This window comes from Bittarella massiliensis (ex Durand et al. 2017), from assembly GCF_017566145.1.
GTDB lineage: Bacteria > Bacillota > Clostridia > Oscillospirales > Ruminococcaceae > Bittarella > Bittarella massiliensis_A.
Map to the genome: position 1 here is coordinate 20020 of NZ_JABFCL010000003.1, position 14717 is coordinate 34736.

The 14717-nt window shown below is 62.0% G+C and carries 12 protein-coding genes; 9 read left to right on the forward strand and 3 right to left on the reverse strand.

What is annotated here, in order from left to right; translation table 11 throughout:
* The first annotated feature begins 3 nt into the window (after positions 1–3).
* The 4 genes from nuoF to HJY11_RS04455 all read left to right on the forward strand — a co-directional run bounded on the left by nuoF (position 4) and on the right by HJY11_RS04455 (position 5568).
* Positions 4–1791, forward strand: a complete 1788-nt coding sequence (nuoF, locus tag HJY11_RS04440; protein WP_208074793.1) for an NADH-quinone oxidoreductase subunit NuoF — start codon at positions 4–6, stop codon at positions 1789–1791.
* Between the two features lie 18 nt (positions 1792–1809).
* The gene (locus HJY11_RS04445; protein ID WP_208074794.1) at positions 1810–3546 is read left to right on the forward strand and encodes an NADH-dependent [FeFe] hydrogenase, group A6; all 1737 of its coding nucleotides are present in this window, start codon (positions 1810–1812) and stop codon (positions 3544–3546) included.
* A gap of 193 nt (positions 3547–3739) precedes the next feature.
* A complete protein-coding gene (locus tag HJY11_RS04450; protein WP_208074795.1) occupies positions 3740–4081 on the forward strand; it encodes a hypothetical protein in 342 nt (113 codons plus the stop codon).
* Positions 4082–4299: 218 nt separating this feature from the next.
* Positions 4300–5568 (forward strand): MDR family MFS transporter, encoded by a 1269-nt coding sequence (locus tag HJY11_RS04455; protein WP_208074796.1) that lies wholly within the window; start codon positions 4300–4302, stop codon positions 5566–5568.
* 134 nt (positions 5569–5702) lie between these two features.
* Here the strand turns inward: HJY11_RS04455 and HJY11_RS04460 are convergent, their stop codons facing one another.
* A complete protein-coding gene (locus tag HJY11_RS04460) occupies positions 5703–6245 on the reverse strand; it encodes a hypothetical protein (protein WP_208074797.1) in 543 nt (180 codons plus the stop codon).
* Positions 6246–6347: 102 nt separating this feature from the next.
* Between HJY11_RS04460 and HJY11_RS04465 the strand changes: the two genes are divergently transcribed.
* Positions 6348–7034 (forward strand): Crp/Fnr family transcriptional regulator, encoded by a 687-nt coding sequence (locus HJY11_RS04465; protein WP_208074798.1) that lies wholly within the window; start codon positions 6348–6350, stop codon positions 7032–7034.
* Positions 7035–7206: 172 nt separating this feature from the next.
* Here HJY11_RS04465 and HJY11_RS04470 read toward each other — a convergent pair whose 3' ends face one another.
* Positions 7207–8619 carry a YfcC family protein gene (locus tag HJY11_RS04470; protein ID WP_208074800.1) on the reverse strand — a complete coding sequence of 471 codons (1413 nt, stop codon included), beginning with the start codon at positions 8617–8619 and terminating at the stop codon, positions 7207–7209.
* 391 nt (positions 8620–9010) lie between these two features.
* Between HJY11_RS04470 and HJY11_RS04475 the strand changes: the two genes are divergently transcribed.
* The 3 genes from HJY11_RS04475 to HJY11_RS04485 all read left to right on the forward strand — a co-directional run bounded on the left by HJY11_RS04475 (position 9011) and on the right by HJY11_RS04485 (position 12986).
* Positions 9011–10204 (forward strand): M20 family metallopeptidase, encoded by a 1194-nt coding sequence (locus HJY11_RS04475; RefSeq protein ID WP_208074801.1) that lies wholly within the window; start codon positions 9011–9013, stop codon positions 10202–10204.
* Positions 10201–11877, forward strand: a complete 1677-nt coding sequence (locus tag HJY11_RS04480; RefSeq protein ID WP_208074802.1) for a M28 family peptidase — start codon at positions 10201–10203, stop codon at positions 11875–11877. Before HJY11_RS04475 ends, HJY11_RS04480 begins: the two co-directional genes overlap by 4 nt.
* Before the next feature lie 98 nt (positions 11878–11975).
* Complete coding sequence (locus HJY11_RS04485) at positions 11976–12986, forward strand: succinylglutamate desuccinylase/aspartoacylase family protein (protein ID WP_208074804.1); 1011 nt, start codon at positions 11976–11978, stop codon at positions 12984–12986.
* Between the two features lie 152 nt (positions 12987–13138).
* Here the strand turns inward: HJY11_RS04485 and HJY11_RS04490 are convergent, their stop codons facing one another.
* The gene (locus tag HJY11_RS04490) at positions 13139–13852 is read right to left on the reverse strand and encodes a tRNA 2-thiocytidine biosynthesis TtcA family protein (protein WP_208074805.1); all 714 of its coding nucleotides are present in this window, start codon (positions 13850–13852) and stop codon (positions 13139–13141) included.
* Positions 13853–14280: 428 nt separating this feature from the next.
* On the opposite strand from HJY11_RS04490, the gene rplM reads away from it, so the two are divergent.
* Positions 14281–14709 carry a 50S ribosomal protein L13 gene (gene rplM, locus HJY11_RS04495; RefSeq protein ID WP_044992274.1) on the forward strand — a complete coding sequence of 143 codons (429 nt, stop codon included), beginning with the start codon at positions 14281–14283 and terminating at the stop codon, positions 14707–14709.
* Positions 14710–14717: the final 8 nt, after the last annotated feature.

The following is a 14717-nucleotide window of genomic DNA, read 5'->3' on the forward strand; positions in this document are numbered from 1 at the left end:
AGGATGTTTCGTTCCCAAGTTCTAATCTGCGGGGGTACTGGGTGCACCTCCTCCGGCAGCGATGAGATCAGCAAAGTATTTGAGCAAGAGGTCGCCAAGGCCGACTTGCAAGACGAGGTGAAGATCGTCCGCACCGGCTGCTTCGGCCTGTGCGCCCTGGGCCCCATCGTCATCATCTACCCCGAGGGCTCCTTTTACAGCCGGGTTCAGGTCTCCGACGTGGCCGAGATCGTCGAGGAGCACCTGCTGAAGGGCCGTCCGGTCCAGCGGCTGCTCTACGACGAGACGGTGACCGACACCGGGGTCATCTCCCTCAACGACACCAACTTCTACAAACAGCAAAAGCGGGTGGCCCTGCGCAACTGCGGTGTCATCAACCCCGAAAACATTGAAGAGTACATCGCCATGGACGGCTACCAGGCCCTGGGCAAGGCCCTCACCGAGATGACCCCCGAACAGGTCATTGAGGAGATCAAGCGCTCTGGCCTGCGGGGCCGCGGCGGCGCCGGCTTCCCCACCGGCAGAAAGTGGGAGCTGGCCGCCATGTACCACGCCGACCAGAAATACGTGGCCTGCAACGCCGACGAGGGCGACCCGGGCGCGTTTATGGATCGTTCGGTGCTGGAGGGCGACCCCCATGCCCTGCTGGAGGCCATGGCCATCGCCGCCTACGCCACCGGGGCCGACCACGGCTTCATCTACGTGCGGGCTGAGTACCCCATCGCCGTCAAGCGGCTGCAGATCGCCATCGATCAGGCCCGCGAGTACGGCCTGCTGGGCAAAAATATCTTTGGCACCGACTTCTGCTTTGACCTGGAGATCCGCCTGGGCGCTGGCGCTTTTGTCTGCGGCGAGGAGACTGCGCTGATGCGCTCGGTCGAGGGCAAGCGCGGCGAGCCCCGCCCCCGTCCCCCCTTCCCGGCACAAAAGGGCATCTTTGACAAGCCCACCCTCTTAAATAACGTGGAGACCTACGCCAACATCGCCCAGATCATCCTCAACGGGGCCGACTGGTTCGCCTCCATGGGGACCGAGCGCTCCAAGGGCACCAAGGTCTTTGCCCTGGGCGGCAAGATCAACAACACCGGCCTGGTGGAAGTCCCCATGGGCACCACCCTGCGCACCATCGTCGAGGAGATCGGCGGCGGCATCCCCGGCGGCAAGAAGTTCAAGGCCGCCCAGACCGGCGGCCCCTCCGGCGGCTGTATCCCCTCCCAGCACTTCGACGTGGCCATCGACTACGACAACCTGATCGAGATCGGCTCCATGATGGGCTCCGGCGGCCTGATCGTCATGGACGAGGACACCTGCATGGTGGACATCGCCAAGTTCTTCCTGGAGTTTACGGTGGATGAGTCCTGCGGCAAGTGCACCCCCTGCCGGGTGGGCACCAAGCGGCTGCTGGAACTGCTGACCAAGATCACCAAGGGCCAGGCCACCATGGAGGACCTGGACAAGATCGAGGAGCTCTGCTACTACATAAAGGACAACGCCCTCTGCGGCCTGGGGCAGACCGCCCCCAACCCGGTGCTCTCCACCCTGCGCTACTTCCGGGATGAGTACGTGGCCCACATCGTGGACAAAAAGTGCCCCGCCGGCGTCTGCAAAGCCCTCCTCACCTACACCATCGACCCCGAGAAGTGCAAAGGCTGCACCCTCTGCGCCCGCAACTGCCCGGCCGACGCCATTACCGGTTCGGTCAAGCAGCCCCATGTCATCGACCCGCAGAAGTGCTTGAAGTGCGGCGCTTGCATCGAGAAGTGCAAATTTGGCGCCATTTCCATTCAGTAGTGAAGGAGTGTGCAAACAGTGGAAAACGTGAACATTAAAATCAACGGCATGCCCCTGTCGGTGCCGAAAGACGCCACCGTTTTGGAAGCCTGCCGCCTCGCCGGCATCCAGGTGCCGACCCTGTGCTACCTCAAAGAGATCAACGAGATCGGCGCCTGCCGCATCTGCGTGGTGGAAGTTAAGGGCGCCCGCACCCTGGTGGCCTCCTGCTGCGCCCCGGTCAATGAGGGGATGGAGGTCTACACCAACACCCCCAAGGTGCTGGACTCCCGCAAAAAGACCCTGCAGCTGATCCTCTCGACCCACAAGCGCGCCTGCCTCTCCTGCGTGCGCAGCGGCAACTGTGAGCTGCAGAAGCTCTGCAAAGACCTGGGCGTGGAGGACGAGAGCTACTACGACGGCGAGAATGTCGAGTACGACATCGACGATTCGGCCGCCCACATGTACCGCGACAACTCCAAGTGCATCCTCTGCCGCCGCTGCGTGGCTGCCTGCCAGATGCAGAAAGTCGGGGTCATCGGACCCAACGACCGCGGCTTTGAAAGCCACATCGGCTGTGCCTTTGACCTGAACCTGGGCGACACCTCCTGCATCTCCTGCGGGCAGTGCATCGTGGCCTGCCCCACCGGCGCCATCGCCGAGAAGGACCAGACCGACCTGGTCTGGCAGGCCCTGGCCGACCCCGAGAAGACCGTCATCGTCAACACCGCCCCCTCCATCCGCGCCACCCTGGGCGAGGCGTTCGGGATGCCCATCGGCACCAATGTGGAGGGCAAGATGGTGGCCGCCCTGCGCCGCCTGGGCTTTGACCGGGTCTTTGACACCGACTTCTCCGCCGACCTCACCATCATGGAAGAGGCCCACGAGTTCCTCGACCGGGTGAAAAACGGCGGCAAACTGCCCCTGATCACCTCCTGCTCCCCCGGCTGGATCAAGTTCTGCGAGCACTATTACCCTGAGATGATCGAGAACCTGTCCTCCTGCAAATCCCCCCAGCAGATGTTCGGCGCCATCACCAAGACCTGGTACGCCGAGAAGGAGGGGCTGGACCCGAAGAACATCTTTGTGGTGAGCATCATGCCCTGCACCGCCAAAAAGTTTGAGGTGGGCCGGGATGACCAGGCCGCAGCGGGGGTTCCCGACGTGGACGTGGCCCTCACCACCCGCGAGCTGGCCCGGATGATCGAGCGCGCCGGCCTCAACTTCACCCTGCTGCCCGACGAGGCCTTTGACAACCCCCTGGGCGAGTCCACCGGCGCCGGCGTCATCTTTGGCGCCACCGGCGGCGTGATGGAGGCGGCCCTGCGCACCGCCGTCGAAACCCTGACCGGCGAGGCCCTGGCCGATGTCACCTTCCAGGAAGTCCGCGGCACTGCGGGCATCAAAGAGGCCACCTACCACGTGGCCGGGATGGACATCAACGTGGCGGTTGCCTCGGGCACCAAGAACGCCGACGAGCTGCTGAAAAAGGTGCAGTCGGGCGAGAAGCAGTACCACTTCATCGAGATCATGGGCTGCCCCGGCGGCTGCGTCAACGGTGGCGGCCAGCCGGTGCAGCACGCCTCGGTCCGCAACAACGTGGACCTGAAGGCTCTGCGCGCCAAGGCCCTCTACGACGCCGACGAGGCCAAGGCCATCCGCAAGTCCCACGACAACCCCGTCATCAAGGAGGTCTATGAGAGCTACCTGGGCGAGCCGGGCAGCGAGAAGGCCCACCACATCCTGCACACCACCTATGTGAAGCGCGGGCTGTAAGCAAAGGGAAAAAAGCGACGAGAGGGTGTCCCCGCAGGGGCGCCCTCTTTTGCTGTCCCCCATCCAACAGGCAAAAAAGGGGAAATATACAGCCAAAACAGATTTGTCAAAAGGGGGACAAAGTGCTATACTGGTGACAGTGTTTTGGCCCCGTCCCCGGGGCGACAACTGTGAGAAAGGGCGGTATCCCGCTATGAATCAGCAATTTTCCCCTGCCGATGTCAATCAGACCAAAAGCCTGGCCTGGATGTCCTACCTGGGCGTTCTCTTCTTTGTACCCCTGTTGGTGTACCCGCAGTCGCCCTACACCAAGTTTCACGTCAACCAAGGGTTGGTGCTCTTTATCATCGGGGTGGCCGGCGGCATCCTGCAAAAGGTGTTCCACTTTATCCCCCTGGTGCGAATCCTTGGCAGCCTTGCCCTGGGTGCTGTGGGGATTTTCACCCTGGTGCTCTCCATTATGGGGATCATCTACGCCGCTCAGGGGCAGGCCAGAGAGCTGCCCCTGGTGGGACAAATTCACATCATCAAATAGAAGAGCTGAAAAGAGCGAGGGTCCCAGCAGCCGTGCCGGGACCCTCGCTCTTTGCCCCCGTTCTCCCCCGTTCTTCCCCTTTTCTCTGTGGACAGCACTTTCTCCACATCTTGTATGAAAAACAATACAGGATTTGTGGTTTCTGTCCCCTAGGAGAAAAGATCGTCTTGTGCTATAATTAATACAAGTTTAGAGAAGCAAGCGAGGCAGAAAAGGGAGTGGAAGCAGTGGGTGAAAAGCGGTACAAGGTCGTCGTTTTGCTGATGCACGCCAACACCTTGGTGATGGGCATCGGCTTTTTTATGTTGATCCCCATTCTCAACAACTACCTGGTCAACGGGCTGGGAATGGCCACGGCCATGGTGGGCTACATCACCGGGGTGCGGTTTTTGGGACAGGATTTGACCAGCATCTTCCTGGGGGCGGTGGGCGATAAGATCGGCTGCAAGCGGGCCATGGTCATCGGCGCCGCCATCCGGATGTTCGGCCTCTTCCTCTGCGGGTTCATGGGCGACTTTTGGGGGTTTTTTCTATCCAGTTTCTTTGTGGGGTTGGGGGGCGCGCTGTTTGTTCCCTCCTGCTACTCCTACTACGACCTGCTGGCAAACGATCAAAACCGCACCTCCCTCTTCTCCATGCGGGAGATGCTCAACAACTGCGGCAACATTGTCGGCCCCGCCGTGGGCACCTTTTTGATGGTGATGGGGTTTCGCTGGGTCTGTATCGTCTCGGCCGGGGTCTTTGCCCTGACCATCGCCCTTTCGATTTTTCTCCTCCCCGACTTAAAGGCTGCCGAAAAAAACGGGGCTGCTCCCGCCCAGACCAGCGCCATGGAGACGGTGCGCACCTGCCTGAAAAACAAGACCTATATCCTCTTTTTGCTGATCACCGCCATCACCACCGGCCTCATGAGCCAGAAGGACCTGACCATCCCCACCCGGATCAAGGCCATTGACCCCAACTATGCCTATGTGGGCTTTATCTACACCCTGGCCTCGGTCATCGGGGTGGCGGTGCAGCTGCCCCTGGTCAAGTGGTGTAAGCAGCACCTACACGCCAACGAATCGCTGGCCCTGGCCAACATCCTCTACGGGGTGGGGCTGGCGATCATGGGCTTTGTACCCGCTCTCCCCGCCCTCTACGTGGGGACGGTCATCTTTACCCTGGGCCAGATGATCTACCAGCCGGTGCGCAATATGCAGGTGACCGACTTTGCCGAGCCGGGAAAGGTGGGGGCCTATTACGGTTTTCAGGGAACCTCACTGGCGGCGGGCACGGTGCTGGGAAACTTCCTTTCGGGCTACCTCTACGACCTGGCGGAATCCCCTGCCCTGCGTTACCTGCCCTGGGTGGTCTGGTGCGCCCTGGCGGCAATGGCCTGTGTGCTGTTTTGGAAGTTCCTCAAGGGAATGCCCACCCGGGACCTGCCCATCTACCGCACGGGGGCGGCGAAAGCCCCTCCTTTAAAAGGGGCAAAAAGGGACTGACGGAGGCTTGGGCAAGGAAGGGGACAGGAAGCGGAAACGACCTGTTTTCTGAACCCTTCCCTCCCCTCTTTGGGCGGCAAAGTCCCAGGCGGCAGACTGGGGCTTTCGCCGCTTTTTTGCGGGGTCTCGCCGGGTCAGCCGCGCGAGGGCGGTTCGGGGACGGCCAGGCGAAGGGCGGGAAAGAGGGCCACAGCCGCCGCACCGCCCACCAGGGCGGTGACCAACTGGGGCAGGGAGAAGAGGGCGGAGACCGCTGACGCCTGCTGGAGCGGCAGCCGCAGAAGGGTGGGGACGGCGAACTGTACAATGCCCAGATAGAGGGCGGCGGTCTTGGCGGGCGCGGCGAGGAGGGCCGCCGCGCCCAGTGCGCGCCAGCCCTGGCCCCACCGGCGGATCACCGCCCGCCAGACAGAGATCAACACCAGGTTTCCGAGGGCGATAAAGGGGATGAGGGACCACAGGGGGCCGATGCCGAGAAATTTGGCCACCGCCGGGGAGAGAAGGCCCACCGCCGCCGCGGCGGGCAGGTCCAGAAAGAGGGCGGCGAGAATCAGCAGCAGATTGACCACCGAGCCGGTGACGAGGGTGCTGCCGAAGGGCAGGGTCGCAGCCTGCAGAGACACCAACAGGGCGGTGAAGAGGGCGGTTCGGGTGATGCGGATAATAGCCTTGTCCATTGAGAATACCTCCAATTCATTGCGGGTCTGTCCTTTTGAAGCCCATTGTACTACAATGGCGAGTGAAGATATGTTGCACACGCAACGAAAGGGGGGCAAAAGATGGGGATCGCACTGGCGGACACCGAATTGTTTGCGGGGGTCGAGGAGGGAGAGATCGCTGTCCTCCTGCAGGGGGTGGGGGCAGTTTCCCGGCGCTACCCTGCGGGGGCGCGGATTTTGGGCGAGGGGGAGGGCGTCTCCTCCTTCGGGCTGCTGCTGTCGGGGCGGGCCCAGGCAGTGAAGGAGGACACCCAGGGCCGGTCGGTCATCCTGGCGCTTTTAAAGCCGGGGGACGCCATCGGCATCCTCCTGGCGGCCAGGCCGGGAAGGCCGAGCCCGGTGACGGTGCGGGCCGTCGAGGAGGCGGAGACACTGCACCTTCCCTTTGCGGGACTGGTTGCCGGCTGCCAGAAGGGCTGCCCCGGTGCGGACAGGCTGCTGTACAACTACGTGGGGGTCGCGGCGGAGAAGGGTTTGCTGCTCCACGAGCGGATCGACTGCCTGCTCCGCCCGACAGTGCGGGAGAAGGTATTGGCCTACCTGCGCCGGGAGGCAGCGCGGGCGGGGAGCAATACCGTCTCTCTGCCCCTGGATCGGGCGGCCATGGCCGACTATCTGCATGTGGAGCGCAGCGCCCTTTCTCGGGAGCTGTCGAGGATGCGACGGGATGGGCTAATTGACTTTTGCAAACACCAATTTTCGCTGCTCCAAGTCGAGGGGGAGAAGCCCCCTGTATCCCATATGTGATCCGAAGGGAAGGGGGTCGTTGCCCTTTCCTTCTTCCCTTTTGGGGAAAGCGGGCCGGTCTCGCCCCCTGCTCAGGGGGAATGCCCCCTTTCCCCGGGTGCGGGCGGCAAAAAAATCCCCGCTGCCAAAAGGGCAACGGGGATTTTTTGTTGATGCAGGGGGATGGATGGGATCAGTATCCAATCGCCGGGGCTACCATTACGAAGATACCGCCCAACACAAAGAGGATCGCCATCAGCGGCAGCACGTACTTCAACCACTTGGCATAGGGGATTTTAGAAGCTGCCAAGAAGCCCAGCATGGTGGACGAGGTGGGGAAGATCGCGTTGGTAAACCCGTCGCCCAGCTGGAAGGCCAGAACGGTGGTCTGGCGGGAGACCCCCACCAGATCGCCCACCGGCGCCATGATGGGCATGGTGGCGGCCGCCTGTCCGGTGCCCGAGTTGATGGGTAGGTTGATGATGGTCTGCATGCAGTACATCCCCAACACCTGAACGGCTTTGGGCAGAGCCATGATGGCCTGGGCAAAGGCATTGATGATGGTGTCGATGATCAAGCCGTCGGCCATGACGGTCTGAATGGTGCCGGCCACGCCGATAATCAGGGCGCCATAGGCGATGGAGCCGGCACCCTCCACAAAGATGTCGCACACCTTGTTGGGGCCAAAGCCAGCCAACAGCCCGCAGACGACCCCCATCACCAGGAAGATGACCGCCATTTCGGCGATGAACCATCCAAGCGAGGAGACGCCGTAGATGAGCAGGGCAAAGCCGGCCACAACGGTGAGGAGAATCAACACGTGGCGGAAGTTGACTTCGGGAATCTCCACATCGGCGCCGCTGTCACCCATGTCGACCCCGTTGAGGATGTTCTTCGACGGGTCCCGCTTCACCTTTTCGGCGTAGTGGATGATGTAGAGGCTGGTGGCAATGACCAGAACAATTAGGATGATCCAGCGGTACCAGGCCCCGGAGAAGAGGGGGATGCCGGCAATGGATTGGGCGACCCCCACATTAAAGGGGTTGTAGATACCTGCTGTAAAGCCGACGATGGAACCCATGGCGATCATGGAGGTGCCGGTGATGGCATCGTACCCCACCGCCTTGGCCACGGCGATGCCGATGGGGACAAAGACCAGCACCTCCACCGACATCCCCATGGTAAAGCCGCCGGTGGCAAAGAGGGCCACAAAGATGGGGATGATTAGTTTTTCTTTGCCCCGGAAAGCACGCCCCAACTTGCCGCAGAAGGCGGCGATCATCCCGGTGCGCATGATCAGCTCAAAGGCGCCGCCGATGATGAAGATGAAGAAAATGATCTCACTGATCTCCGGCTTGGAGAGGGTCTGTACAAACTTGAGGGGGATGGACAGGGGGGACACCGGCGAGGACTCCACCTCCTGGTAGGAGCCGGCGACGATGAGGGAACGGCCAGAGTCCGGGTCCTCCACCCGCTCAAACTGGCCGGCGGGGATCACATAGGTCAGCAGGCTGACGATGAGCACGATCCCGAACAGGATGATGTAGGTGTGGGGCATCCCCCACTTCTTTTTCTTTTTGGGCGTTTGCGCCGCGTTGTTTGCCATGGTAGCACTCCTCTTTTTTCATCTCACAGAAAAGGGCAGCCGGAGAGGCCGTCCACTTACTCGTGAGACCCATTATACCGAAGAAAATGGAAAGATGCAATATATATTCAGAAATTTGTTATTATTATTCGCTCTGGAGTTTTGAAAGCGGGTCTTTTTGGAGCAAAGGTCAAGGGGGAGTTCCCTCGGTGCCACTGGATAGGAAAGAAAAGTAACTGCCCAACAGGGAAGAGGGAATATAGAGTCTCCTTTTCAGCGGGAGTGGTTGGCTCAAAAAAAGGGATTGAAAAAATATGCAGAACTATGTATAATGGGAAAGGATGCAGGGCGAGGCCCCGCTGCCGACATCCTGCGTATAATAGCCTGCGCCTGTTTGAAGGAGATGAGCGAAATGGAGAGAGATCAACTGTACAGAGCCATTGGCGGAGAGGTGAAGCGGGTGGCGTCAGAGTTAAACGCCCTTAGCGACCAGATCCACCAATGGGCGGAGATCGGGTTTGAAGAGCACCGTTCCTGCCGGGCCCTGTGCAGTTATTTAGAAGCTCAGGGATTTGCGGTACAGTCGCCCTTTGCCGGTTTGGACACCGCGTTTGAGGCCGTTTGGGAAGCGGCGGGCGGGATTGCAGCCGGGGGGCCCAATATCGGGCTTCTCTGCGAGTACGACGCGTTGGCGGGGCAGGGACACGGCTGCGCCCACCACATGCAGGGGCCGGCCATCATCGGCGCCGCCCTGGCCATCCGCGCCGCCCTGGGGGAAACCCTCCCCTACCGGCTGACGGTGCAGGGAACCCCAGCCGAGGAGAGTCTGGAGGGCGGCAAGACGGTGATGGCGGAGCAGGGCGCGTTTTCCAGCTTGGATGTGGCCCTGATGGTTCACGGGGGGCGTTATACCCAGATCGACACCCCCTCCCTAGCCCTGATCGAGTTTGATGTGGAGTATTTTGGCACCGCTTCTCACGCGGGCATTGCCCCCGAAAAAGGGCGCAGTGCGGTGGATGCAGTGACCCTGTTGCAGACCGGCCTGGCCCTGTTGCGGGGCCACGTGTGCGACGGGGTGCGGATGAACAACATCGTCCTTGACGGCGGTCAGGCGGTCAACTCCATCGCCCCTTACGCCAAGGTCAAGGTGGAGTTGCGGGCCACCCAGATCGGTTACCTGGACGAGTTGTGCCGGCGGGCTCACAAGGTGGTGGAGGCGGCCGCGATGGCCACCGAGACCACCTGCAAGATAACTCCGGTGGCCAGGTTGGCCAACACCGTCATCAACCCCCTCCTGTCGGAGCTGGTGCTGGATTGCGCCCGGGATCTGGGCTGTGCCGACATCATGCCCCCCCGGGGGAACCCCGGTTCCACCGACTTTGGGGCCGTTACCAACCAGGTGCCCAGCTGCTGTTTGCGGGTCAAAACCATCGACCAGGACTGGCCGGCCCACTCGGCCCAGTGGGTGGAAGCGGGCACCCAGCCTGCCAACTACCAGGGCATTGTAGAGGGCGCCTCCGCCCTGGCTGCCGCCGGTTGCCGCCTGATCCAGGAGCCGGAGACCCTGCAGGCCGTTCAGCACGTCCATCGGGAGCTGTTGGCGTGAGGGGGCGGCTTTCCCGAGAGCGGATGGAGGCGGACTTGGGGGCGCTGGCGCCCCTTGTGCGGCTGACCGGGGAACCCGACTTTGACCGGGCCGCCAGGTGGATCGCCGACCAGCTGGCGGGGTGGGGGATCGATTGCACCCTCCATTCCCTGCCCCTCTATCTCTCCAACCCGGTGTCCGCCCGGGTGGAGGTGGCGGCCCCGGGCGGGCCGCTGCAGGCTGCCGCCCTCCCCCGCTCCTTCTCAGCCGACTGCCCCCAGGGGCGAACAGCCCCCGTCTTTTACGACACCCGCGCCCACGCCCGCCAGGGCCTTTTGGCAGAGGAGGAGTGGTACAGGGGCGCCCGCGGAGCCATTGTCCTGGCAGATAACTTTTACGAGGACTACGTGCAGAAGCTGATTCGCTACGGTGCGGCGGGCCTCATTCACGCCTGGACGTCTGATGAAGAGGTGCTGCACAACGAGACGGTTTGCCCGGTCTGGGGCACCCCCCAGCCGGACAACTGCCACACCCTACCCCAAAACCTGCCGGTGGCGGGGGTGACCAAATCCGATGGGATCCGCCTCTTTGCCGGGCTGCGGCCAGGTCTCAACCCGGAGCGCCGCGCTACCCTCTACACCCGGGTGGAGTGGAAACTGGGACAGGCAGTCTTTCCGGTGGCGGAGATCCCCGGGGATGGTGATTCCTTTGTGCTGGTGGGCAACCACCTGGACTCCTGGCACCAGGGGGTCACCGACAACGGCACCGGCAATGTGCTGGCCCTGGAGCTGGCGCGGGTCCTGGCGGGAATGGCCCCCTTGAAGCGGGGGGTGAAGATCGCCTGGTGGCCGGGACACTCCAACGGGCGGTACGCCGGCAGCACCTGGTACTGCGACACCCACTTTGAGCAGTTGCGGCAGCACTGTGTGGGCCTGATGAACATCGACTCTCCCGGCTCGAAAAACGCCCTGGAAGTGGGCCTGTCGGAGGCGGGGGGGGCTTATCCCGCCCTGGCCCAGGTGGTTCGGCGCCACACCGGGCAGCAGGAGGTGGCCTTTTCCAAGCTCTCCCGGGGGGCCGATCTCTCCTTTTTCGGGGCCGATCTGCCGGTCCACCTGCACTTTGACTACTGCCAGGCTCCGCCCGACAAGGGCCGGTGGGACTGCGCCGGCTGCGGCGGGGGCTGGTGGTGGCACAGCGACCAGGACCTGTGGGACAAGGCTGATTTTGACCTGCTCTGCCGGGATGGGGAGATCGCCCTGGACACCGTGCTGGTTTTGGCCCAAAGCCGGGCGCTGCCCCTGGATGCCTCGTTCCTGCTCCCCCTCTTTGAGGGGGCGGTGGAGGAGCTGTCCGCCGACTGTGACCCGGCCTTTGACCTGGCGCCGACCCGGGCGGCCCTGGTGGAGCTGCGCCGGGCTCTGACGGCAGCGCCTCCCCTAAATGACCGCCAGGCCAAGCGGGTGTACGGGCGGCTGAACCTGCTGCTCTACACCGCCTGCGACCCCTACCACTTCGACAACACCTTTGCGGTGGGCCGGCTGCCCGGCCTGCGGATTTGCCAGGGGATACGGCGGGAGGAGACCCCGCCGGAAGATTTTCTCTTTGCCCTGACCGCTTTTCGCCGCCAGCAAAACCGGCTGGTGGCCCAGTTGAACGACCTGATCTCCTATTTGGAGCACCTGCGCCGGTGACAGCGACGCCGAAGGCCCCTCTGCACCGGCGCCAGCCGGCGCAAAGGGAGAGACGATAGAGATACACGCCGCGCGGCGGTGATAAAGGAGGAACAGCAATGAACGCTTTGGAGTACGAGACCTTTGACCTGCAGGAAAAGTTGACCCATAAGGGAACCAAAGAGTGGGGGATGATTCGGGTGGCCCAGCGCCCCAACGGCGCCTGGATCACCCTGCCGGTGATGCTGGCGGTGGGGGCGCAGGACGGGCCCACCGTGCTGGCAGATGGCTGCAACCACGGCGACGAGTACGAGGGCACCGAGGGGATCATCAAGACCTTTCAGGACTTGGATGTCAGCGAGATGAAGGGCAACTTTATCGGGGTGCCGGCGGTCAACCTGGAGGCCTTTGCCCAGATGTGCCGCTTCAATGCCACCGAGTATGTGCCCCAGGATCTCAACCGCATCTACCCCGGCAGCCCCAAGGGCTCCATCACCAACTATCTGAGCCACTTCTACTGCGAGACCATCCTCAAGCACTGCGACGCCCTGATTACCCTCCACGGCGGCGGGAACTACGAGTACCTGGAGCCGGTGGTCCTCTACTGCGGCGAAGGCGATCAGACCGCCAAGACATCCAAAGAGATGGCGGAGGTGTTTGGTTTTAAGGTGCTGTGGAAAAACACCGGCTACAAGGCCGGCAGCGGGATTATGGACGAATGTGCCTACGAGATGGGCATCCCCGCCATCACCCCGGAGATCGGCGGCCAGTGCACGCGGATGTTCCAGCGGGAGGAGCACAAGGCCATGATCCAGGCCGGCATCTGCAACGTGCTTCGCTACTTCGGCATCTTAGAGGGGGAAGCCAAGAAGACCGAGGACGTCCTCTACGTGGATATTGACTACCTCTACAACCGCAACGGCGGCATCCACACCCCGGTGAAGAAGGCCATGGACGAGGTCAAGGCGGGGGATACCCTCTCCATTATCACCGATGTGTTCGGCCAGGAGGTGGATCGGCTGATCGCCCCCTTTGACGGGGTGGTCATCGGCTACTGGACCTATGCGGTCTGTCACCCCCACAGCTGGATCTACATGGTGGGCAAAAAGGTCGCCCCAGAGGAGGCCTAGCCCTCCCCTTCGCCCCTGGCGTGAAAGAGGGAGGCAACGAACGCGGCGACTTCCCCTTAAAAGGAAGGACAAAGAGGGCGGCCCATGCGGTGTTTTCCGCGGGGCCGCCCTTTTTTGCTTTTTTTACCGGAATATCCGCCTGCCGGGGGAGATCAAAATCCATCCAGATGGGCCCGGCAGATGGCGCCGAAGATGCGATCCTTGAAGCCGTGATCCTGCCGCTCCCGCTGGCGGATGTACTCCTTCATCCGCTCGCGGTTGGTGTGGCCGTCCACCGGGCAGCTGCTCTTGACCACTGGGAAGTCCAGCCGCCGCGCCGCCGACCCCACCAGGAATTCGTCGGCCAGCACCAGGGGGCGGATGACGGTGAGGTCTTTGCGGGAGAGATAGGTCACCGGCTGAAAACAGCCCAGCCGCCCCTCGTTGAAGAGGTTCATAAAAAAGGTCTCCACCGCGTCGTCCTTGTGGTGGCCCAGGGCCACCTTGTTGCAGCCGGCGGCTTTGGCCGCGTCGTGGAGGGAACCGCGCCGCATCCGCGCGCAGAGGGAACAGGGGTTTTTCTCCTGCCGCAGGTTAAAGATGATGTCTCCGATCTCGGTGCGCTTGACCTGGTAAGGCACCCCCAGGTCGCGGCAGAAGCCCTCGACCCTGCCCCAATCAGGGGTGGGAACCTTGGGGTTGCCCATGTCGATGGTGATCCCCACCACCTGGTAGTCGATGCCGATATAATCGCGCAGCCCGGCCAACCCGGCCAACAGGGCCAGCGAGTCCTTGCCGCCGGACACCCCGACGGCCACCCGGTCGCCGTCGGCCAGCATCCCGTAATCCTGAATGGCCTTGCGCATTGCCCCCATGAGTTTTTGCATGAGCGCGCCTCCCTCTGTTTCGGTTTGCCGGCGCAGGAAGCGGTGTCCTTCCCGGCGGGCGCTTCCTATTATAAGGCCTGGGGCGCTGTTTTCCTAGTGGTTTTTTTCGCGGTGGAGCAGGGAGCTGAAAAGAGCGGTTTTTTAGAGGGGCAAAAGGGAAAGGGTCCCCCTTTGCCGCTGCACGCCCTTTGACCGGGCCGATCCCCCCGCTGAAACTGCCGTGAAAAGTAAAATAGAGACTTTGTAATTGGGAGAATAACAGAGATTGAGCGTGAAAATAGAAGGCGCGTAGATGCAGATTGAAAAAATCGAATTTTGGTGTTGACAGCGCTGGTGCAGGTGGATATAATGATACTTGCACGTTTGTGTAACCGGCCGATTGGCCATTTCATACAAGCGAATGAAACCAAAATTCAGGAGGAAAGACCATGTCTACTACCATGCCGAAACCCGCCGAGATCACCCGCAAATGGTATGTAATCGACGCGGCTGGCAAACCGATGGGCCGCACTGCCGCCATTGCCGCCAACCTGCTTAGAGGGAAGAACAAAGTCACCTTTGCCCCCCATGTCGATTGCGGTGACCACGTGATCATCATCAACAGCGACAAAGCGATCCTCACCGGCAACAAGCTGGATCAGAAATTCTACCGCCACCACAGCGGCTGGGTCGGCGGCCTGAAAGAGGTCAACTACCGCACCTTTATGAAGGCCCACTCTGACCGCGCCATGACCCTGGCGGTCAAGGGGATGGTTCCCGACACCACCATCGGCCGCGCGGCCATGACCCGCCTGCGCGTCTACAAGGGCGACGCACACAAGCACCAGTCTCAGAAGCCTGAAGCTTACAACGGTTAACAAGGAGG

Coding starts and splice junctions, on each gene's coding strand:
- nuoF (WP_208074793.1), top strand. CDS start 4: ATGTTTCGTTCCCAAGTTCTAATCTGCGGGGGTACTGGGTGCACCTCC.
- HJY11_RS04465 (WP_208074798.1), top strand. CDS start 6,348: ATGGGGATCGCACTGGCGGACACCGAATTGTTTGCGGGGGTCGAGGAG.
- HJY11_RS04475 (WP_208074801.1), top strand. CDS start 9,011: ATGGAGAGAGATCAACTGTACAGAGCCATTGGCGGAGAGGTGAAGCGG.
- rplM (WP_044992274.1), top strand. CDS start 14,281: ATGTCTACTACCATGCCGAAACCCGCCGAGATCACCCGCAAATGGTAT.
- HJY11_RS04460 (WP_208074797.1), bottom strand. CDS start 6,245: ATGGACAAGGCTATTATCCGCATCACCCGAACCGCCCTCTTCACCGCC.
- HJY11_RS04450 (WP_208074795.1), top strand. CDS start 3,740: ATGAATCAGCAATTTTCCCCTGCCGATGTCAATCAGACCAAAAGCCTG.
- HJY11_RS04470 (WP_208074800.1), bottom strand. CDS start 8,619: ATGGCAAACAACGCGGCGCAAACGCCCAAAAAGAAAAAGAAGTGGGGG.
- HJY11_RS04485 (WP_208074804.1), top strand. CDS start 11,976: ATGAACGCTTTGGAGTACGAGACCTTTGACCTGCAGGAAAAGTTGACC.
- HJY11_RS04490 (WP_208074805.1), bottom strand. CDS start 13,852: ATGCAAAAACTCATGGGGGCAATGCGCAAGGCCATTCAGGATTACGGG.